Annotated in this window: 16 protein-coding genes; 5 read left to right on the top strand and 11 right to left on the bottom strand. The window is 50.1% G+C overall.

From position 1 onward, the window contains the following. Positions 1 to 28: 28 nt before the first annotated feature. The 5 genes from X474_RS26585 to X474_RS19655 all read right to left on the bottom strand — a co-directional run bounded on the left by X474_RS26585 (position 29) and on the right by X474_RS19655 (position 9,531). Entirely contained in the window at positions 29 to 2,200 is a 2,172-nt protein-coding gene (locus X474_RS26585; protein WP_197282202.1) for a hypothetical protein, read from the bottom strand. A 643-nt stretch (positions 2,201 to 2,843) separates the two neighbouring features. Further along, on the bottom strand, positions 2,844 to 4,592 hold the full coding sequence (locus tag X474_RS19670; RefSeq protein ID WP_197282201.1) for an ABC transporter ATP-binding protein: 1,749 nt from the start codon (positions 4,590 to 4,592) through the stop codon (positions 2,844 to 2,846). 17 nt (positions 4,593 to 4,609) lie between these two features. After that, a complete protein-coding gene (locus X474_RS19665) occupies positions 4,610 to 6,400 on the bottom strand; it encodes an ABC transporter ATP-binding protein (protein WP_197282200.1) in 1,791 nt (596 codons plus the stop codon). Further along, the gene (locus X474_RS19660) at positions 6,393 to 7,250 is read right to left on the bottom strand and encodes a class I SAM-dependent methyltransferase (protein WP_052515432.1); all 858 of its coding nucleotides are present in this window, start codon (positions 7,248 to 7,250) and stop codon (positions 6,393 to 6,395) included. Before X474_RS19660 ends, X474_RS19665 begins: the two co-directional genes overlap by 8 nt. A gap of 94 nt (positions 7,251 to 7,344) precedes the next feature. Then, the gene (locus X474_RS19655) at positions 7,345 to 9,531 is read right to left on the bottom strand and encodes a TonB-dependent receptor (protein ID WP_052515431.1); all 2,187 of its coding nucleotides are present in this window, start codon (positions 9,529 to 9,531) and stop codon (positions 7,345 to 7,347) included. A 200-nt stretch (positions 9,532 to 9,731) separates the two neighbouring features. Between X474_RS19655 and X474_RS19650 the strand changes: the two genes are divergently transcribed. Continuing rightward, complete coding sequence (locus X474_RS19650; RefSeq protein WP_156360846.1) at positions 9,732 to 10,703, top strand: helix-turn-helix transcriptional regulator; 972 nt, start codon at positions 9,732 to 9,734, stop codon at positions 10,701 to 10,703. 146 nt (positions 10,704 to 10,849) lie between these two features. Here X474_RS19650 and X474_RS19645 read toward each other — a convergent pair whose 3' ends face one another. Next, positions 10,850 to 12,130: a tRNA nucleotidyltransferase/poly(A) polymerase-related protein gene (locus X474_RS19645; RefSeq protein WP_044351359.1), complete on the bottom strand. Its 1,281-nt coding sequence runs from the start codon at positions 12,128 to 12,130 to the stop codon at positions 10,850 to 10,852. 277 nt (positions 12,131 to 12,407) lie between these two features. Between X474_RS19645 and X474_RS19640 the strand changes: the two genes are divergently transcribed. From X474_RS19640 to X474_RS19620, 4 genes are all read left to right on the top strand, one after another. Continuing rightward, entirely contained in the window at positions 12,408 to 13,202 is a 795-nt protein-coding gene (locus tag X474_RS19640; protein WP_044351358.1) for an inositol monophosphatase family protein, read from the top strand. A gap of 510 nt (positions 13,203 to 13,712) precedes the next feature. Beyond that, entirely contained in the window at positions 13,713 to 14,891 is a 1,179-nt protein-coding gene (locus X474_RS19630) for a DNA polymerase IV (RefSeq protein WP_044351356.1), read from the top strand. 271 nt (positions 14,892 to 15,162) lie between these two features. Further along, positions 15,163 to 16,533 (top strand): glycosyltransferase family protein, encoded by a 1,371-nt coding sequence (locus tag X474_RS19625; protein WP_044351354.1) that lies wholly within the window; start codon positions 15,163 to 15,165, stop codon positions 16,531 to 16,533. A 70-nt stretch (positions 16,534 to 16,603) separates the two neighbouring features. Further along, the gene (locus tag X474_RS19620; protein WP_044351352.1) at positions 16,604 to 16,888 is read left to right on the top strand and encodes a hypothetical protein; all 285 of its coding nucleotides are present in this window, start codon (positions 16,604 to 16,606) and stop codon (positions 16,886 to 16,888) included. 189 nt (positions 16,889 to 17,077) lie between these two features. Here X474_RS19620 and X474_RS19615 read toward each other — a convergent pair whose 3' ends face one another. The 5 genes from X474_RS19615 to X474_RS19595 all read right to left on the bottom strand — a co-directional run bounded on the left by X474_RS19615 (position 17,078) and on the right by X474_RS19595 (position 21,140). Then, positions 17,078 to 17,365: a hypothetical protein gene (locus tag X474_RS19615; protein ID WP_044351351.1), complete on the bottom strand. Its 288-nt coding sequence runs from the start codon at positions 17,363 to 17,365 to the stop codon at positions 17,078 to 17,080. A 237-nt stretch (positions 17,366 to 17,602) separates the two neighbouring features. Beyond that, on the bottom strand, positions 17,603 to 17,941 hold the full coding sequence (locus X474_RS19610; protein ID WP_044351350.1) for a peptide chain release factor-like protein: 339 nt from the start codon (positions 17,939 to 17,941) through the stop codon (positions 17,603 to 17,605). Between the two features lie 6 nt (positions 17,942 to 17,947). After that, positions 17,948 to 18,724, bottom strand: coding sequence for a GTP cyclohydrolase FolE2 (gene folE2, locus X474_RS19605; RefSeq protein ID WP_044351349.1), 777 nt, complete (start codon positions 18,722 to 18,724; stop codon positions 17,948 to 17,950). Between the two features lie 127 nt (positions 18,725 to 18,851). Next, a complete protein-coding gene (gene gltA / locus X474_RS19600) occupies positions 18,852 to 20,270 on the bottom strand; it encodes an NADPH-dependent glutamate synthase (RefSeq protein WP_044351348.1) in 1,419 nt (472 codons plus the stop codon). An 18-nt stretch (positions 20,271 to 20,288) separates the two neighbouring features. Next, positions 20,289 to 21,140 carry a sulfide/dihydroorotate dehydrogenase-like FAD/NAD-binding protein gene (locus X474_RS19595; protein WP_044351346.1) on the bottom strand — a complete coding sequence of 284 codons (852 nt, stop codon included), beginning with the start codon at positions 21,138 to 21,140 and terminating at the stop codon, positions 20,289 to 20,291. Positions 21,141 to 21,344: the final 204 nt, after the last annotated feature.

The raw sequence follows: 21,344 nt of genomic DNA, 5'->3' as shown, positions 1-21,344 counted from the left end.
AACTTCTAATATCCTTTTGATCTGCTTTTCAAAAAGGCCTTAGCTGGTCAATAAACCCTTCGTACCAATTCAGTCTTTCTGGATTTATTTTTGGCTCCCAACCGAAATCTCTTATTCGTGCACCGAAGCTAAAGGATTCCATTGCAATCCAATGAGAAGTTTTAAAGGCGGAATCAAATAATTTTTTTCCAATCTCTAGATTCCTGGGGTTGCCAGAGGTTACTAAACGCTTAAGGAATTGTTGTCTTTGTGCCGGACTGGCTTGTGTCCCAGACAGGTATAACGAAAAAAGCTGGCTAAAAAGATGCACAATGCTGTTATTGTTTTCATCTTTTCTTTCTGTTTCAGCGAATTTCAGAATAATTGTTGCGGCGCGCTCAAATCTTTCATCATCATACGCGAGTTTGCATAAAAGCCTTACGACTTGATGGGAGTTTCCGTTGTTTCTTGAGGTGAATTCGGGATTGAGTGCTGCATCTTCAATTGCTTCCAGCACTTTATCGGGTAAAACAGGAGCGATATAGTAAAGAACATTTAAGAGGTCTTCTCCACAGCTTGTAATATCTTCTAGTGGAGCTCCTTTTTGCATCCAAGATTTGACCAGGTCACGTGCAGGTCCAAAATCATGGAGAAAACTAAGTCTATGGGCACAGGATTTTAACAATCGTAGGTTTTGAAATTTAAAAAGTTCCTTATTTATTTCAGCAAGGGGAATATTCTGAAGTGCTCTTTTGGCCAAACGATTGGCGAGAGCATGTGGCAAAACAGCCCTCCAGTTTCCACGGCTTTGAGCAAGTTGACTTCTCAATAATTCCGCATGCCTTCTATAAAGGGTGTTTCGAGCGATTCCGAAAATCTTGGCCAACACCCCTATTTCATCGTTAAAATCCGTTTCTGAGATATTGAAAGAAAAAACGAGTGATAGAGCTTCTGCACTCGCCAGCAAGCTATCTGTAAGCCCCTTTCGTTGGCTGAAAAGTCGTTTGAAAAGTTCTTCATCAGTAAATTTTGTAAGAGTTTCATTGCTGTCAACACGGCTAGCCAAGGCTATGGCAAGCCGTGGGTTGCCTCCCGAGAACTCAGCTGCTTTTTGGGCATTTATGGCCCCCAAAGCAGGAAATCTTCGTTGAATTAGCCTGGATACAACTTTTTCGCTTGAGGGTTGTAGATGAATTACTTGTGTTTCCTCCGGCTGATCATCAGAGATGTCATATTCGATCGTGATAAGGCGTAACCGAGCTTTATCCTGAGTAATTTTATTCTGTAAATCACGGTGAACCTCTGGTGGGCAATTGTCCAAAACCACATACGGGCTAAAATTATTGACAATTAGGTATGAAATCAGTTCAAGCGGAGTTGGGGTGAGGTCAACCCCAAGATCTGCATAGACTACATTTAATGAATTGATAGCATTTCCCCCAACCTCGTTTTCAAACAGCGCTTGGGCAAATCGGGTTTTACCAACTCCCGAGAGCCCGATAATCCGGATAATGCTGCCTGGGGCACGCAATTTGTCTCTGGTTCGCCTAATTCCATCAGTTAGAGAGATAGGCTTTCTTTGGGAAGAGCTTGTGTCTACCACACAGAGATGTTCATCAGACAAGAAATCGTCATTTTGATTTGGTGGTGTTGCGGCCCATCTACCAAACGGCATCCAACCTGAGAGTGGTTTACCCAGCCGCTTACGAGCCCACAATGCCACTCCGGGATGAAGCCTTAACCAACTTGCCAAACGATCGCTTCCATAAAAATCAAGAAAAAGATCGTTTTTGTTTTTTAGATCGGAAACAGCGGCTTCCATCCCATGAATTCGTTCTTCACGCATCAGGTAAGAGCAATCATCCTTGCCGCTTACAATTATGTATGCTCCTTTTTTATCTGCCAGCTTTGCAATAACCGGTTTCAAAGTTCCATTAGCTGTCATCTCTTTGGTGCAGGCAGATTTAGGCATGCTGTTTTTCTTAACTTGAAAACCGGTGTTTGCTCGGGGAACAAAGTCTGGTTTGGGTAGGACTTCACTTTCCTTTACGTTAACATCAAGGCCGCCATCCGGGGCTTCTTGGGCACCTCCCCAAAATACATTAGACATCGAAAGGCCCTGCTGAATTAATTCTGCTTCGCACAGCCGAGCGACAAGCTTTCTTAAATCACTGTCAGTCATCTCAGAAATGTCTTTAGCCTTAATTTCGAAAAAATCCATGCTAATCCATTTATTGGGCCAATATTTGGAATAAGTTAAATACGCTGGTCCTATACTTGAATTTTTATTTTAATATAATTTAGTGCCTGACTAAAGTAAAAATATCTCTAATGACTAACTAACAATAAATTGGAAACTAAATAACCAAGAAATGCTTATTTCCATAGTTAGTAAAAACTGTTTTACCTGGCATTTACACAAACTAAGTGGAATTAGACAAAAATGTATATGTTTAATGTGTTGTGGCACGTAAATTGGTTAATATATGTAAATTATGTGAACAAAATATGTATTAAGAACCAAGTTTTGTTTCGATCTGGTGAGAAATTATAAATTAAATATTTATCTTACAGCAATTGTAGAATATTGACTCAGGCGGTTAACTCTTGCTGTAGAGCTTTAATGCATTGAGTTAATTTCCACTTTATCGTTCTCTATATAGAGGGTGCTCAGACAAAAGGTAAGTACCGGAGTTGCCGCTTAGGCAAAGCAAGGCGTGATTCAGACCGATGCTGTTATTCAAATAAAAAGGGGGGTCCTTAAAATGGTTGTTCCCCCCATTCATTTGGATCAGAGTTGATCGTACTTGAGTTGTTTTTAAAAATTAAGCCATATCAGAAGGCTATAATGCTCCACCACTTTTTTAAGATGCGGCGACGCCTATTTTCCAACCATTGCTTGATTGTTGGGTGTTCCAGTATTGTGCGTACAATCCCTTTTTTTCAAGCAGCTCCGGGTGAGTCCCCGCCTCTGAAACCCCGCCGTCCTGAACGACAATGATATTGTCGGCATTGCGAATGGTCTGAAGTTTATGGGCAATCACTAACACCGTCTTTTTTTTAACCAATTCCTGAATCGCCAGCTGGATATGGATTTCGTTTTCAGGGTCGAGGGCTGCGGTGGCTTCGTCAAGCAGGATAATGGGGGCGTCTTTCAGCATGGCCCTGGCAATGGAGATGCGTTGTTTTTGGCCGCCTGAGAGCTTCTGCCCGCCTTCTCCCACTTTTGTGTGAATGCCGTTTTCCAAAGCCCCCAGAAATTCCGTGACCTGTGCCTTTTCCGCCGCCCTCATTATTTCCGCTTCGCTTGCCTCAGGCTTCCCGATTTTGATGTTGTTCAAGATAGTGTCGTCAAACAGGTAGACATCCTGAAACACTTGGCTGATCAGGCTGTAAACCGTTTTGGGAGACATATCCTTCAGGCTGATGCCGCCAATGGTGATATCTCCTTTTTGCACATCCCAGAACCTGGCAATGAGGTTTGCTATGGTTGTCTTTCCTGAGCCTGAAGGGCCGACCAGGGCGGTGAGAGCTTTTTCGGGAATGCTCAGGCTGACATTTTTAAGCACTTTTCTCTCGGTATAGGCAAAGGTCACATCATCAAAGACAATTTCATGTTTTTCAGGCCGGAGGTCTTTCCCCTTATCCTGCGGCGGAGCTTCCAGCAATTGCCGGATTCTTTCCACGCTAACGTTCATATAATTGAGTATGGCGTAACTTCCCATGGCCAATTGCAAAGGTGCGTACAAACGGTAACCCACTATGAGAAAAGCGATAAACACTGAAATGGAGATTAAAGGGCCGCCCGAGTGGTTAAGCCGGGACAGGGCCGCATAGACCATCAGCAGGAAAAAAAGCTCGAATACCACCAAAGCCGTTATCACCAAAGGCCCTACCGCCGCCTCCAGTTTCACGCTGTTTTGCCGGAGGTCGTCAAATGCCGTTTTAAGCGAGGAAAAACGGCTGCCGGTCAGGTTAAATGCTTTCAGATGTTGTACGCCCAAAATATATTCTATGAATTTGCTGCCGGTTTCGTTGCGCGAGGCAACATGCCTAAGACTGAATTTTTGAGAGATTTTTGTGGAGATAAGCATAAGCAAAAAAGCGCAGGGGATTGCCGTGATCATCAGCAGAGCCAGTTTCCAGTCCATGATGAAAAGGAAAACCGACAAAAAAAGCGTGCCGAATACGGCGCCTATCAAACTTTGAAAATGCTCTTTGAAAATTGCTTCAAAATTGCTGACATCCTGTAAAACCACGGAAGCAAGGTCGCCGGGATCCCGCAGTTTATAATACCCAAGCGAGAGCTTATGAAGCTTATCTCCCAGCATGAGCCTGAGTTTGGCCGTCATGGTCAGGATGGCGGCGTTTGTTTTGACCATAACCTTGCCGGCCAGCCACAGTTGCAGAACAAGCATCACCGCCAGGGCGATAACCTGCAGCCATAGCCTGTTGGGGTCGGGATGCTCGCGAAAAAGCTCCCAGATAATCAAAAGCAGCATTCCCGTGGGTGCAGCCAGCAACATGCCGTGAAGCATTTCCCCCAACGCGGGTGGGGCCAGTTCTGCTTGAGTGGTTTTTATGAGATAGAGCAGGTTTTTCAACATACGCATGATCATAGCCTCGTTCTTTATTCGGCAGCCGTTTTTAAAAAACGGCCGGTGATTTGACCCTTTAGGATTTCAAACTCTCTGGCCCGCTTATGGGCATGCCACATTTTCAAATAGAGCTTGCTTCCCTTTAGTAATTCATCGTGGGTCCCTACGGCCTGGAGATAACCGTCATCAAGTAAAACGATCTGATCGACTGCGGTGATGCTGGAAAGGCGATGAGCGATGATGATCACGGTCTTGTTTTGAATGAGTTCGCTGATGGCGGTCATGATCAGGTGTTCATTTTCCGGGTCGCTGAACGCGGTGGCTTCATCCAGAATCAGTATGGGCGCGTCTTTTAAAATGACACGGGCCAGTTGAATGCGCTGCTGTTCCCCCCCGCTTAGATGGACTCCCTTGTCGCCGATACGGGTCTCATATCCGTTGGGCAGGCGCATGATAAAATCATGACACCTGGCCGCCTTGGCGGCGGCGATCACCTCTTTTTGAGTTTTTTCCATACCCATCAGAATGTTGTCATGGATGCTTTGGTGAAACATCATATTGTCCTGGAACACAAAGCCGACATTTGCCATGAGGTCATGAATGGGAAAAGCCTTTATATTGACTCCGCCTATGGTTATGCTTCCTGATTTAAGATCGTAAAATCGGGCAATAAGTTGTCCGGCTGTTGATTTTCCGGAGCCGGACGGCCCGACCAGCGCGGTGATGGTTCCCTGGGGCACGGAAAAACAGAGATCCTTGATGACGTCTATGCCATGGACATAAGAAAAACGGGCGTTATGAAACTCCAAGGAAAAATCTTGCGGAATCGGGGTTTGTCCGCTTTTCTGCTCCTCGATTTCAAACAGGATTTCATCCATCCGCTTCACCCCTCGGTTGATCATGGTGATTTCAAAAGTCATTGTCGTCAGCTTGAACAAGGGCCGGATATAACCCACACCGAGGATGAGAAACAGAAAAAAGACCGGGAGTTCAAGAGTCCCATCAAAATACAGGTATAAACCGAAGGCCAGGACCGGCAGGAGGGCATTGCTTAAAAAACTGATAATCATGCCCCAGGGCGCAGCCATCAATTGGGTCCAACCCCTCATGTGATGATCGTATTCCTTTACCGTGTCGCTGTATCTGGCAAAGGCGGAAGCGGTTTGACCGAAAATTTTCATTACCGGCATGGCTCGGACAAATTCCACAATTCCGGCGTTCATTTCCTCCAGAGAGTTGTGGTATTTTTTTGCCCTTGTCTTGCCGTCTCGGGATCCCAAAATGGTGTAAAAAACAACGAGCAACGCAATAAGGGGCAAAAGGCTTATCAGAGCCAAACGGTAGTCCATCACAAAAAGATAACCGAGAATGAAAAACGGCAGGAAAACGGCCCTTACCGTATCGGGCAGGCTATGGGCTATAAAAAGCTCTATTCTTTCCACGTCATCGGCAATGATTTTTTTAAGGGCTCCCGAACTGCGGGCCCCAAGGTATCCCATGGGGAGTCGGCCCAGTTTGTCTGTGATTGCCAGGCGAAGCTTGTAGAGGATGTTAAAGGCGGCGATGTGGGAGGCCATTGCCGAGGCGTACATTGCAATCCCGGAAAGAATCACGGCAAGAAAGCCCCATATCAACCAGGGAGCAATCTCCGTTTCGTCAATCCGGCCATTCAGCAGCTCCTTAAGGATATAAAAGATCAAAATATAGGGAATCATGGTCAGTAGTGCATGGATTGCCGCCAAAGCCGACGAAACCAGCAAAAGCCCTTTTTTCTGACCCGATAATTCCAAAAGGCGGGGTATTCCAGATTTATTTTTACTCATTGTTTTGCTTGGCTGTTTGGTTGTCTTCAAACCGGAAGTGAATTATTCTTGTTAACCTTCTGCCCCAGGGAATAAACCGCAATAAACTTATGCAGCCCCAACGTTTTGGGTAACGGTTGAAAAGGGAGTATTCGTTAATTATTTCAATACCCAGATTCCAATTATAGAGTTCACTGGTTTTCCCTAATCCCCACTTGAATTCAGCTTTAGTTTGAGAAACGGATTTGTGGTGTTTGACAGACATTTTGGTCGATATTTTCGGCATGGTGTCAGTGATAATTTCAACTTGGGGAAAGTGGGCCTTTATTTGTCTGAACAGCTCTTTTACTTCGTTCTCCTCAAAGTACATAAGCACTCCTTCGGAAACGATAAGCACCTTGCTTTTTTTACGACCGGCCAGTTCGGATACATCATCCAGCCAGGTGTAATCAAAGGCTGATTTTTCGATATATCCGTACCGGGGAGGGGTGGGGGATATGAATTTTTTCCGCAAGTTAAGCGCTTCTTTAACGTCCAGTTCGAACCAGGTTGCAGATCCATTGTCAATGCGCTGGAATCGGGTGCATAATCCAGCGCCTATGTTGACGATGATCCCGTTGGGATTTTTTTTCAGGAACTGAGATGCGACTTCATCAAAGACTTCGGTGCGGACCGAAACACCCACTCCGGATAAACGGTCTTTGTCGAATTTTTGAAAGTTGTACCCCATGCGGCCGACCCAGTCCTCGGCAAGCTTATCGCTTATGATGCCGTCTTTGCGCGCACTCTCCTTGGCTCGCAAGTAAACGGTAATTAATAGCGTTTCGGAAACACCACCCATATCGACTTTTGTTTTCGTGTTTTCCTGCATGTTTATTTCCCGAAGTATCATTTTTAGCTTTTAGGGAAGATGTATTTTCTTTTTTAAAGGGCCGGGACTTGGCCCTTTAAAAAAGAAAGTATTTTTAAAAATGATAGACAACTCCTATACCAAGTGTGCGACCCCTGGAGCCCACACCCGCGATAACATCGCTTGCGTCTATGACCGATGTCCCGAGGTTGTATCCATAGAGTTCGTATACTTTGTCCAGGAGGTTTTCCCCCCATACGTAGAACTCAAAATATTTACTTATGATCCCCGTACGGAAGCTCAGTTGATTGTAGGCATCAAGTTGGAAGCTGTTTGCCGCGTCTCCTTCTCTTTTGCCCACATACCTGTCTGTGAGAGTTGTAAGGAGGGAAGGTGATTCCAGGCCCCAGAAAGTTGGCAAGGGTAAATTATGGGAGATGGAAACGACCGCGTTCCATTCGGGGGTGTCGGGGATGGCATTTCCTTCTTTTACATTCTGCGAGCTGTCCGGAACACCGGTTATTTCGGCGTCTGTGTAGCCTCCACCGGCTGTGATGGTAAAGCCTTTTCCGGGTTTCCAGAAGCCTTCGACCTCGGCTCCCATGGTCTGGGTGTCGTTGTTGCCTATTTTGTTGGTCATTGTGGTCAGGTCAACATACGAAACATGGTCGTCTTTAATATCGTTAAAGAATAGAGCAATATTGAGTCCAACCCCGCTGTCCGCCGTTTCCAGCTTCATTCCGAGTTCGTAGCTGTCAACCTTGGCGGCGTCGACGAGCAGATCGGAATTGTCCCCACTGTATATGTAACCTGTGGCCAGGTCTTGATAGGCTTTTGCCTTATATCCCCTGGCATAGGTTAGATATGTGTTCACATTTTCCGTCACCGCATAGCCAAGAGAGGCCCGGCCTGTGAAAAATGAGGAGGACATCTCATCAGAATCCGAGGTGGGACCGTAATAGGCGGCAAAGGGGTTTGTGCCCGAGGGCGTCCAGTTTGATTTATATTCCTTTTCCTCCCATGTGTAGCGCAGGCCTCCGGTAAGTTTGAGCCTTTCCGTCACGGGATAAGTGATTTCACCGAACAGTCCGTAGTCCGTGGTTTTATAATTCGAGGCGATCCTGCCGTTCATGGCCATATAGCCAAGAATGTACTTGTAGTTGTATTGGTTGCTTAAATCTCTGTCAGAGTGGTAATAGCTCAGTCCGGTCACCCAGAAGACATCATTTTCCGGCTTGGAGGACAAACGGAACTCCTGATAAAAGGTATCCATGCTGGATTCCCTTAAGGTCTCATTGCCCTCGACAATGTCCATTCCCAAAAGCGCCCTGGAGAGCAGCCTGTCATAAAGGAGACGGTCTTCGCTGCTCTCCACCTGGACATAGCCTGTGACGGATGTAAGCACCATGTTCCCGAAGTCATGGTTTACGTCCAAGGTCGCCCTTTGGCTTTCACGGTTGGCGTCAAGGCTGCCTTTGGGGGCATATAGTCTCTGCTCATCGTCATAGGGCGCGAGGAGCATGGCTTCGGTTCTGTTGTCTTTTTCTTCGTGCGCCAGTATCAGAGTCGCATCGGTCTTGTCCGTGGGCTCCCAAAGCAGGCTGCCTCTTGCGATTATATCTCTCGGTTCACTGATCGGATCATCGGTGCCGTAATATTCAACCTGATTATCAAAGCCCGAGTATTTTGCGGCAAAACGGGCGCTCAGCGTCTCTGTCACCGGACCGCTCACCGCCGCTTCGGTGTTAAATGTGTTTTCTGTACCGTACTCTCCCTTGATATAACCTTCCGGATATCTGGTCGGCTTTTTGGTGATAATGTTTACGGCCCCGGCTTCGCTGTTTCGCCCCATCAGCGTCCCCTGCGGCCCTTTCATCACCTCGATCCGCTCTATATCCAGGATAGACATGGATGCCGTGCTTAAAGATTGCGGAACCCCGTCCATGTTTATGAGAACCGAAGTATCATCTGAGCCTATGAGGTAAAGGGAACCCACACCTCTGATGCGCATGATATCCGAGCCCAGGCTGCCGTATGAATAGACCTCCACCCCCGGTGTCTGCCTGAGGACTTCCTCAAAACTGTTAAGTCTTCTGTTTTCCAACTCCGTATCGTTGATAACCGTGAGGCTGAAGGGCACATCCTTTGCCGATTCCTCGGCCTTCCTCGCTGTTACGCTAATGGCTTCAAGTGTCTCAACGGTTTTTTTGGGGTTGGTTTCGCTGTATGCATCAGAAACGAGGAATACTCCGAATAAGAGGCTCAGCCCCATAGACAAGCCCTTGCCCAACAAGTTCTTCACAAACCCACCTCCCGTGAAAATCCTTTTTCAAAGCAGAGTCCGTTAGTGGATATGAAATGAAAAAGTTTGATTTAAATAATATAATTGAGTAGTATGAAATTTCTAAGGCACGCTATCATAGAGCGCCCCGGGGCGCTTGCGTTTCATCCATTATTTTTGACGTTTGATAAACCCGGGGCTTGAGTGGATGTGTGGGCAATATGGTCACGGTAGATACGCATAAATTGGCTGAGGGCTCTTCATTTTACGCCGATGGGCAGCTTCAGTCAGTCACAGTGAATCCGAGGTACGGCTCCGGTTATTTATCCCAGGTGAGATCCCTAACCAGCGGCATCTCGGTGGTGATCCAAAATTTTTCGTTACACGGCGAAGGGGCGTTCCGCCTGCCCAGGGATCAGGAGTCGTGCCCGCCTGTGATAGCTTTTTTCACCTGCTATTCGGGCGTTGGGCAGATCAGCTATGACAGGCCCAGGATTCCATTGGGAAATGGCTTTTCCAATATTAATTTTCCCGAATATACAGCGGCTCTTTCCATGGATGTGAAAGGCAATACTCCCATTCAGACATTGATTGTGTGCATGGAACTTGCCGTTTTTGCCGAGTTGACGGGGAAGACCGGTGACGAATTAATCGAGGCTCTGGAGATGCTCAACTTTCACGCTGGTGAAAGACAAAAGAAAGACTGGTCGAGAAGTATTGATTTTGCGCAGAGAATGTGTGGATACCAAGCCCTTGATTCTTTTATAAACCATCCTCGGGACACTCTTTTTCTGGAAGCAAAGGCGCTTGAGCTGGCAGCTTTGCATATAAGGCAACTGGAACATCTGACCGGGAAGACGGATCAGAGAGAGGCTGCTTCTCAACATGTGGAGAAGATTGCCCAGGCCTGCCTTATTCTAAAAGAAAAGATGGCCGCACCGCCCGGCGCCCGCGAGCTTGCCCGGAAAGTGGGGCTCAATCACAATCAGCTTGTTCGGGGATTCAGGGAGATGTTTGGCTTGGGGCCATTTGAATATCTGCGGGCCATACGTCTTGAAAAAGCGCGTGAGTTGATCGCCGGACATGAATGCAATGTAACGGAAGCGGCTTTCAATGTGGGGTATTCAAGCCTCAGCCATTTCAGCAAGGCTTTTCGGGATGAGTTCGGTATAAATCCTAAAGCTTGCGCCTGAATCTCTTTTCATTTCGGGCTGCCGGATGCGCCGTTTCGGCAAAACAAGGCGCGTATAAAAAAACAGAAAGATTCGGTTTTACAAAAAAAGGGGGAGCCCGTTAACACGGTTGCTCCCCTTTCAATTGGTCCAGAATTGAGGGCGGCTCAAGCTTCCGGAGCCGCGCTAGCCTCTGGTTTTTTTCTGGGCCTGCGCCGTCTGGGGCGGCGTCTTCTTTTTTGGGCGGTCTTGCCCGGAGGGCCTGCCAGGGCGCGCAGGTTGTGGTCCAGGAATCTGGCCAGCTCGCAGGCTGTGTCAAAGTATCCTTTTTGAGTGATTTTTTTGGGCAGGCGCAGGCCGGGCTCCTGGTTTAGGACAAAGGCCATTACGCCGGAAATCTGATGCGCCCTTTCCAACATGCGCTTGGCAAAGGCCACCGGGCTGGCCAGTTCGGGCAGCTTTTCGCGCACGAAATTGGCCCAGGCGATCCTGCCGGCCCGTCCCGGGGGAAGATCGATATCCTTGGCCAGTTCCTCCAAGATCGGCCAGAACAATAGCGCCAGAACCACCGAGCCGTCGAGTTCGCGTTTTTTGGCGATGGCCTTGTCCACCTTGGACATGAAAACTCTGGCCCGGCTTCTCAAGGGGCTGCCGTTTTCGCCGTAATAGGGCTCCAGGGTGGGCAGGAGGCTGTAGAGCACCTGGGTGTCATGGGCCAGCTCCAGCCAATCTGCGCAGGCTCCGCCCATTAGGTCTCGCAAGAGTTCGTCCCTGATGCGGCTGGTGGGGCACAGCTCAAGGGCGTGCCGGTTGATGTTGATCGCCTCCAGGGTTTCCGGGGTCAGGGTGAAGCCCAGCCTTGCGGCGTGGCGCACAGCCCTGAGCACCCTTACCGGATCCCTGTGAAAGCGGGTCTCGGCATCGCCGACCGCCCTTACCCGGCCGTTTTTCAGGTCATCCCATCCGTCTACGAAATCCACCACACTGAAATCGGCGATGTTGTAGAACATGGCATTGATGGTGAGGTCCCTGCGCATGGCGTCTTCGGCCGGAGAGCCAAAGGTGTTGTTGGCCCCCAGCACTTCGTTGTCATCGGGGTCTGATGCCTTGCGAAAGGTGCTGACCTCTATTATCTTGCCGCCGCGGAAAAATACCTGAACAAGCCTGAAGCGTCTGCCGATCACCCGGCTGTTGCGGAAAAGTTTGTGAACCTGCTGGGGGCGGGCGTCTGTACCCACATCAAAGTCTTTGGGTTTTTTGCCCACCTCAAGGTCGCGTACACTGCCGCCCACCAGGAAGGCCTTGAAGCCGTGGCGATGCAGGCGGTACAACACCTTCAATGCGTCGGGATCGACCTTTTTGCGGCTTATTTTATGCTCTGGCCGGGGAATAATGCGCGGTTCGTGCACTTCCGGCTCTGAATTGGATTGGTCTAAGTTGTGGTCCAAATCTGCATCCGGTCAAATTTGATATGTAGTTAATTGGTTTGTCATTATAAGCGAATACTGATTTTCGACAAAATATGATCTTCAAACCCAAATATTCTATAGCATGAAGGCCCGAGGCGGAAGTATACAAGAAATGGTTGCCTGACAGGTCTTCATTATTAAGCGATCAGCGACTTTTTAGGGGTCGTTGATCGCCAGTGTTGAATATACCATAATAAGCTAGTGTATGCCGGTTTGTATTGCAAGAGGCAATGATATATACCGGTTTGGAGAAGAAATGTCTGCTGAACTGTTGAATACAGCCCGAAAAGCAGCCCGGGCCGGGGCTGATGTCCTTAGGAGCATGTGGAATCAAAAACTCACGGTGGAGAACAAGGCCAAGTTCGATTTTGTGACCCAGGCGGATAAAGCCAGTGAAAAGGCAGTGCTCAAGGTTATAACCGACAACCACCCGGATCACCGCATCCTGGCTGAGGAATCGGCCCATGAAAAACCCCGGGATGCAGATCAAGGGGTGCTCTGGATCGTGGATCCCTTGGATGGAACCAATAATTTTATCCATCATATTCCCCATATCTCGGTAAGTGTGGCCGCCTGCCGGGACGGACGCCCGGTGGCGGGTGTTGTATTGGATGTCACCAGGGATGAGGAATTCTACGCACTGGCCGGAAAAGGCGCTTGGCTCAATGACAGGCCAATTAAGGTAACCGACTGCGCGCAAAAGGAAAAATCCGTTCTGCTCACCGGCTTCCCCTTTAGGGTTAAGTCAAAGTTGGATGACTATCTTGCTCTTTTTAAGACGCTTTTCCTGGAAGTAAGCGGTATGAGGCGGGCAGGCTCGGCAGCGTTGGACCTGGCTTATGTAGCCGCCGGACGAGCCGAGGGATTTTGGGAGATAGGCTTGGAACCCTGGGACGTGGCGGCGGGCATGCTTTTAGTGGAAGAGGCCGGCGGCAAGGTGACTGATTTTTCCGGCCGGGACCGGGCGCTTTGGAACCGGGAGATGGTGGCGGCCAATCAGCCTCTTCATTCCTGGCTTCAGGAAAACTGCAACCGTTTTCTTGTATCCTGATAGGTGAGAAAAAATTGGCGGATAGATGAGGGCTGTTGGTTTCGGCGGGGATTTTGTTGATATCACAAGGGAGCAAACCTGGACGCAAACCCGCCTTGTTTGTTGATTTGTATTTGGCCCGTGCTCTTACTACAGCTTTTTTCAGGATTCAAACCCGCTTAACTAAACAGGCCTTTATCTGTTAACTGCCTCCACCCCAGATGTCCTCCCAACCAGGGGCGCAAAGGTCAAGTTCATCGATTTTTGAATCCTGCTTAGCCTTACGGTAATAACAGAAATCGCAGGTAAAATCGGGCCACATATTGGCAGCAGCGATGTCAAGACACAATAGGTAATACGGGCACTGCAGGTTTCGGTTACCTGGCACACTGCTTGGATTGGCATCGTCTGGCAATTGCAAGGGCTGCTCCTTGCTGAAGTGGCGTTAATGTAGTCGGCAGGAAACTAGCATGTTTTTACGCAGGGTGCAAGTTCCGATAGGCTTACCTACGTGAAATGGTGAGTAAATAAATGTTGGCACATGTTGACATGGATGCGTTCTACGCCTCGGTTGAGGCCTTGGACCGTCCTGAGCTGGCCGGAAGGCCCATAATTGTAGGCATGGGAAAAAGAGGCGTGGTTTCGGCTGCTTCTTATGAAGCAAGGGCCAAGGGGGTTAGATCGGCCATGCCTGTTTTTCAGGCAAGGAGGCTTTGCCCGGAAGGCGTGTTTCTGCCGGTCCGCAAAGAACGTTACGGTCAGATGAGCAAAAAAGTAATGCAGATTTTAAAAGAGTTCACCCCCCTGGTGGAGCAGGTGAGCGTTGATGAAGCTTTTTTGGACTTGACTGGCACCAGCGGGCTTTGGGGAAGCGCTCATGAGACCGGTGCGGCCATAAAAGCCAGGATGCGTGCACAGACCGGCTTGGTGTGTTCGGTGGGCATGGCTCCCGTGCGTTTTCTGGCCAAGATAGCCAGCGATCGGGATAAGCCTGACGGCCTTACCGTGGTTCAGGATCTGGAGGCATTTTTAAAAACCGTCAGTTTAAAGGAAGTGCCCGGAGTGGGCAAAAAAGCCCAGGCCAAGTTGGGACAACTGGGTTTGAGGCGGCTTTATGATGTAAGAACCTTGGGTCAAAAGCGCCTGGAGGGGCTTTTGGGAGTCTATGGCCGCCGGTTGTGGGAACTTTCCCAGGGAATTGACCCCACTCCGGTCAGTGTGGAGCGGGAGGTGAAGTCAATCAGCCATGAGGTGACTTTGTCTGAGGATTCAAAAGATCCGGATCTTTTGCAGCGGCTGCTTTTGGGCATGAGCTCCAAGGTGGCCAGGAGGGCGAGGTCCGGCGGGGTCCTGGGGCGTACAGTTACTCTCAAACTCAAACATTCGGATCACCGCCAGATAACCCGCAGCCACAGCCTGGGTGAGGCCACAGACCTGGCCGAAGAGATTTATGAAGCAGCCTGCAAGCTTTTGACAAGCTACAGCTCCGAGGGCCCTTTCAGGTTGATAGGCGTGGGCTTAAGCAACTTGAAAACTCCGGAACAGGTCCAGGGCTGGCTGCTCAGCGACAAGGGCCGGGAAAAACTCAAAGCCGTGGCCAAGGCGGAGGATGAGCTGCATAAACGCTTTGGATCAGGGGTTTTGAAAAGGGCCGGGGAGATGGCCCCACTGGACCGCAAGCAAAAAGTAAAGCATAATGAAGCCGAATAGGGCTCCAAGATTACTGGCCTTTACAGCGGTCAGCCTTAATTCTGAGCCTCAAGCATTTCAAGTTGGCGGCTGATTGACTGAAACAAAAAAATAAATTGGCCGCGACCGGGCCTTTTTTTGCGCTAAAAAGTTGTAAAGATTGAAAGACAAACCCGGGAAAGGTAAGGAAAGCGGGATCGGGAAAACCAATAATTGATTCTTAAGGGCTCTTTAATTTCCGCTTAAATGCAAGGCTCTTTCGAAAAAAACGAACCATGCAGGAGAGGATAATATGCCCAGTTTTGCTCAGACTCATTCGCGCGTTACCAGCTATTATCTCTTACAAAACGATGTTGACTTAAACGAGGTGCTGATACCGGCGGCCAGGTGGAAAAAGCCGGTTTTGATTGTTCCGGCCCTGGCCAGCGAGTTTACCGCCCCGGAAAACAGGCCGGTTTTTGAGAATATGGTCCGGGAACTGGCCACGGCGAACTATTTGGCTCATATCATTTTCGGGTTGGATAAGGCCTCGGAAAAAGATGTGAAGCTTTGCATAGATATTCTGCAAAAAGCCGGAATGAACAATTACGTGATCCAGTGGAACGACGGCCCTGCCTTTAGCGGCATCTACCAGGACTTGGAGGATGCGGGTGCAGATCTGAGCCAAAGAGGCAAGGGACGCAATGTTTTTATGGGATTCGGGGTGGCCTCCGCCTTGGGGGCTACCTGCGTGGGGCTTTTGGATGCGGACATAAGAACCTTTAAACGGCGTCAGTTGGATCGGTTGTTTTTTCCGGTTTTAGTGAATAATTATCCATTTTCAAAAGCTTTTTATGCCCGTTGGGATGGTGAGCGCCTCTACGGCCGGGTGAAAAGGCTTTTGCTGGACCCGTTTTTGCTGGCCTTGAAACGTAAGTTCGGGGAAAGCAAAAATGAGAAAATGCTCCGGCTGGTTGATTTTCTTTTAAGTTTTGATTACCAACTCTCCGGAGAGGTGGTGATCGACACGTGGCTTTTGAAGAAGATGCGCTATGCCCTGGACTGGGGGGTTGAGATCTTTACCCTGGTGGAGGTTTTTCGAAAGGCTTCCCAGGTGGCCCAGGTGGAGTTCACCAGAGGACGTTTTGACCACAAGCATCAGAGAGTCAGCAAAGAGGACCCGCGTTCCGGGTTGCATCGCATGTCTTTGGATATAATTTCATCCTTGCTTCATGCTCTGATTGTGGAAGAGGGGCTTGAAGTAGGCGAAGAATTTTTCCGGGATCTGGCCCTGACCTATGAGTCCATTGCCGAGGAATCGGTGAAAAAATACTCTGACAATGCGGAGTTCAACGGCCTCAACTATGACCGGGAGTCAGAGGAGCACATCATCTTTGAGGTCTTGAGCAAGGCCATTGTTCAGGCCGGCGATTTTCTGGCTTCGCCCGGGCAGGCTGCGGAAAGGCTTTTGCGCTTAACCGCAAGTTTTGATGAATTCGCGCCTTATGTGAAAAAGGGCTTGCAGCAGGCCATCATAGAGGTGGAGGAAAAGATAAAGCACCAGTCCCTGGATGTGCGCTATCTGCCCTCCTGGGAGCGGCTGCTTTGGCGTCTGCCCGAGATAAACACCTCGATTGTGGATGCCCTGGAGTCTGACAAACAGCGCTTCAGCGTCTCCCGTTGAGCTTGAAACAGATAATATATAGGCCGGTGCCAGTTTCACCGGCATGAAACGTTAAAGACAAGGAGTGAACGTGGCCACAGACTATGACGAGTTGACCATTCATTACGAAGAAGACGGCGAGGTGGTGGTGGAGGAACTGGATAAGGTGATCTTGCAGAAAGGCACCTGGACCAGTGTCCTTTACAGGTATCGCCAGATCGACCGTAAAACCGGCGAAATGGGGCCTCCCAAGGCAGCCCTGAGGCGCTACCAGAAGACCCACGGCATGTACCGTAAACGGGATTCCATCAATTTAAGCGAAAAAAGCGCCGCCCTACTGGTGGAAAAGTTAAACCAGTGGTTTGAGTTGGGCTGATTCCGGGTTTTCACCTGGAAGCAATGTCCCAAAGGTAAAGAACAGCCCGAAAAAGGGTTTACCGGCTACTCTGTTGCTCTTTTATGGTTCATGCTTTTTTAAAAGCTTTGAAAAGAACCGGTTGGGCAAGAGCCGGAAAGCCCTTTTTCGGGCTGTCTGCGGGAAAAAGGTTTAAAGCAAAAGGCCGGGTCAACCGTTTCCACTGTCAGCCAGGGGGCCCAAAAAACTTAAAAGCACATCAGGAGAAGGAGTGAAATCCGATTCCTGCAAATAGCTCTCTTGTCCTTTTTGAATGGCAGCCTCCTTTTTTTTGCCGACACGGTATAAACCCACCAGGCCTCTTTGCTCAAGATCGTCCAGCGTTTGCATCTGGTTGGGCCTGGGCGGCCCCACTTTCAGCAGAAACACACTGGCTTGAGAAATCCTGGCCACTCTGTCCGGAAGACAGTTGGCAATCCAGTCCCCTTTAGCAGACAAGGTGAGTTCCCTTTCCTTGGGGTTATTACAGTGGTTCCCTCCACCGCATACACCTATTCCATCGGTTGGCCGCGCGGTGAACTTTAGGCTTTTTTAATGTAGGTAAAAAGGCGCTACAGGGTGTTTATATTGAATTTTCCCTTGGCAAAGGGGCTTTTGGGGAATGGGATTTTTTTAAAAGAATAGAAAATGAATCTTTATTTTAAGGAGATGAGTGTTTTTTACAGAAAGACCTTGCTAGGACCAGGAGGTTACCCGGCCCCTTTGTTTTTTAATGCTTGAGCGGGCCTTTTTGGCTTCCAGCCGTTTTCTGCGGGCTGCCTTGCTTGGTTTGGTCGGCACCCTGGGCTTTTCTTTGCGCCCTGCCCGGGCCAGTTTGATCTTAAGGCGTTCTATGGCCTTTTCCAGATTTTGGGTCCGGCTGCGCCTTTCGGTTGCACTTACGGTGAAGCCGGTGGGAATATGGGTGAGCCTGACCGCTGTGGCCACCTTGTTTCTGTGCTGGCCGCCCGGACCCTGGGCTTTGTAGAATTCGAATTCAAGATCCGCCTTTTTCAGGGGCAGGTGCTCGGCCATGACAACTCACTTGCGCTTGTCTTTTTCCACATAAGCATAGGCCGAATGATTGTGGATGGACTCGAAGTTTTCACTCTCGACAGTAAACCAGATGATCTCGGGCACCTTATCCAGCTTGCCGCTGACCTCGCGAACCACATCTTCCACAAACATCGGGTTTCCGTAGGCCTTTTCAGTGACGTATTTTTCGTCCTGCCTTTTAAGCAGGCTGAAGACCTCGCAGGAAGCGGATTCCTCCACCAGGCGGATGATGTCTTCGATCCAGATGAATTCCTTGAACCTCACCGCCACGTTGACCACACCCCTTTGGTTGTGCGCACCCTGGTCGCTGATCATCTGGGAACAGGGGCAAAGGGTGGTCACCGGGACTTTAACCTCCACCACCAGATCCAGGCCCGAGCCGTTTATACTGCCCCGGTAGGCGATGTTGTATTCCAAAAGGCTCCTCGCCCCGCTCACCGGTGCGGTTTTTTTGATGAAATAGGGGAAGTCCACCTCAATATGGGCGCTGTGGGCGTTCAAGCGTTTTTTCATGGCCTCCAGAATATCTTTTAGGTTCCGGAGGTTTATATTATCCGAATAGTCGCTCAGAACCTCAATGAAGCGGCTCATGTGCGTGCCCTTGTAATGGTGGGGAAGGTTCACGTACATATTTATGGAGGCCACGGTCTTTTGCACGCCATTGGCACGGTCCAAAACCGTTATGGGGTGGCGAATGTCCTTCACCCCTACTTTATCGATTGGTATATTGCGGTGATCTGTCTGGTTTTGTACGTCTTCCATGGCGCGTCTTATTTTTGACCTAACCTATAATCCGTTGATTTTATTACTATCTCTTTAAAAAGGGAGGGCCGGAATAAACGGCCCCCCCTCCGCAATGGCTTAATGTACCACCATTGTCAAATTTGAGCTACCAACCCCAGGTCAGGTACTCGTGGATGGAGTCCGCGGCGCCCCTGCCCGCACCGGCGGCCAGAATAACCGTAGCCGCTCCGGTGACAATGTCGCCGCCGGCCCAGACCTGCCCTTTTTTGGTCTTGCCGGTCTCTTCGTTGGCCACAATGTAACCCCACTTGTTGGTATCGAGTCCATCGGTGGTGGAGGTGACCAGCGGGTTTGCGCCTGCGCCCACCGCGATGATGGCCAGGTCGCAGTCCACTGTCTTTACGCTGCCGGGGATGGGCTCGGGACGGCGGCGGCCGCTGTCATCGGGCTCGCCCAGCTGCATTTCCTGAAGCTCGACCGCCTTCACCCAACCGTTTTCGTCGCCGATAAAGCGTAAAGGCGAATGCAGGAAGAAGAACTCGATGCCTTCCTGCTCGGCGTGATGAATCTCTTCACCGCGGGCGGGCAGCTCGTCCCTGCTGCGGCGGTAGATGCACTTCACATCGTCGCTGCCCATACGCATGGAGGTGCGCAGGGCGTCCATGGCCACGTTGCCGCCGCCAAAGACGCAGACATGCTCGCCTGTGACCAGGGGAGTGTCATACTCGGGGAAGCGGTAGGCCTTCATCAGGTTGCTGCGGGTGAGGTACTCGTTGGCGCTGTAGACGCCCATGAGGTTTTCACCGGGGATGTTCAGGAACCTGGGCAGGCCCGCGCCCACGCCGATATAGACTGCGTCATAGCCTTCATCATTCAAAAGTTCGTCCACGGTGATGGTCTGGCCGACCACCACGTTGGTTTCGAATTTCACGCCCATCTTTTCCATGAAGTTGCATTCATGGGCCACAATGGCCTTGGGCAGGCGGAACTCGGGGATGCCGTAGACCAACACGCCGCCGGGTTTGTGGAAGGCCTCAAAGACCGTAACCTCGTGGCCTTTTCTGATCAGGTCGCCGGCCACGGTGAGGCCGCCGGGGCCGGAGCCCACCACCGCCACCTTTTTGCCGGTTTTCTTTTCAATGGGAGGCATGGGAATGTCATTTTGGTTCCTGGCCCAGTCGGCGACAAACCTTTCCAGGCTGCCGATGGCAACGGGTTTGTCTTTTTTACCGACGATGCAGTTGCCCTCGCACTGGTTTTCCTGGGGGCAGACCCTGCCGCAGACCGCCGGGAAGCTGTTCTTCTCCCAGATCTTCAGGATAGCGCCTGTGAAGTCGCCTTCCTTGACCTTGTTGATAAAGGCGGGAATATCCACGCTCACCGGGCAGCCTTCCACACAGGCGGGTTTTTTACAGCTCAGGCAGCGGGAGGCCTCGAGCATGGCAAGCTCCTCGGGAAAGCCCAGGGGAACTTCGTCAAAGTTGCGCCTTCTCACCTCGGCCGCCTGCTCGGGCATGGCCTGGCGGGGAGTTTTCTCTTTCTTCTTCTTCAATTCAGTGGCCATGGTAAACCTCTCTTACTTTTAAGCTTCGGTTGAGCAGGAGCATTTTTTCTGATAGGCGTCCATGGCCTCTTTTTCCTGCTTCTGATAGGCGGTTAACCTGGCGGAAAGACCGTCGAAATCAACTTTATGGGCGTCAAATTCAGGACCGTCCACACAGGCGAACTTGGTCTCGTCGCCCACCTGCACGCGGCAGCAGCCGCACATGCCGGTTCCGTCGACCATGATTGCGTTTAAGCTCACCATGGTGGGAATCCCAAAGTCCTTGGTGACTTTGGAGCAGAATTTCATCATCGGCACGGGTCCGATGCAGACGGCTTCCTTGACCGCTGCGCCGTGTTTTTCCAGCTGCTCTTTCAGCACGTCGGTGACAAAGCCGTGGTGGCCGTAGGAGCCGTCGTCGGTGCAGACGTACAGCTCGTTGCTGGCGGCCTTCATCTCTTTTTCCATGATCAGGAGGTCTTTGTTGCGGGCGCCGATAATGGCTATGACATGGTTGCCCGCTTCCTTAAAGCCCTTGGTGATGGGGTGCAGCACGGCCACGCCGGTGCCGCCGCCGACACAGATAATGGTGCCCTTCTTCTCGATGGGAGTGGGGCGGCCCAAGGGGCCGACCACGTCTGCCAGATGGTCCATGGCGGACATGCTGGCCAAAAGCGCGGTGGTTTTTCCCACAACCTGGTAGATGATTGTGATGGTGCCGCGTTCCTCATTGGTGTTGGCCATGGTCAAGGGGATGCGTTCGCCAGTTTCATTCACCCTTAGGATGATGAATTGCCCCGGCTTGGCCTTGGCTGCAATTTTGGGCGCGTGGATCTCATTTGCCACAACCGTGCCCTGGGCTAGTTCGGTTTTCGAAAGTATTTGGTACATTTTTCCTCCGTCAGTATCCGGTTGTCCCAGACTTAATTCCGCAATTCTGTAGGAAGTGGTAGAGATACTGAACAGTCGGGTCTACCACCTGCACACCCCAATTACCACCGCTTGCCCATGAATGTCAAACCGTGATAGTTAAAAGAGCCTTGCCGATCGGATTAGAGATATAGGTTTTCAAACTTTTTGTAAAGATGTTATTAC

This window comes from Dethiosulfatarculus sandiegensis (assembly GCF_000931935.2).
Taxonomy (GTDB): domain Bacteria; phylum Desulfobacterota; class Desulfarculia; order Desulfarculales; family Desulfarculaceae; genus Dethiosulfatarculus; species Dethiosulfatarculus sandiegensis.
This window is presented reverse-complemented; position numbering and strand designations above follow the sequence as displayed.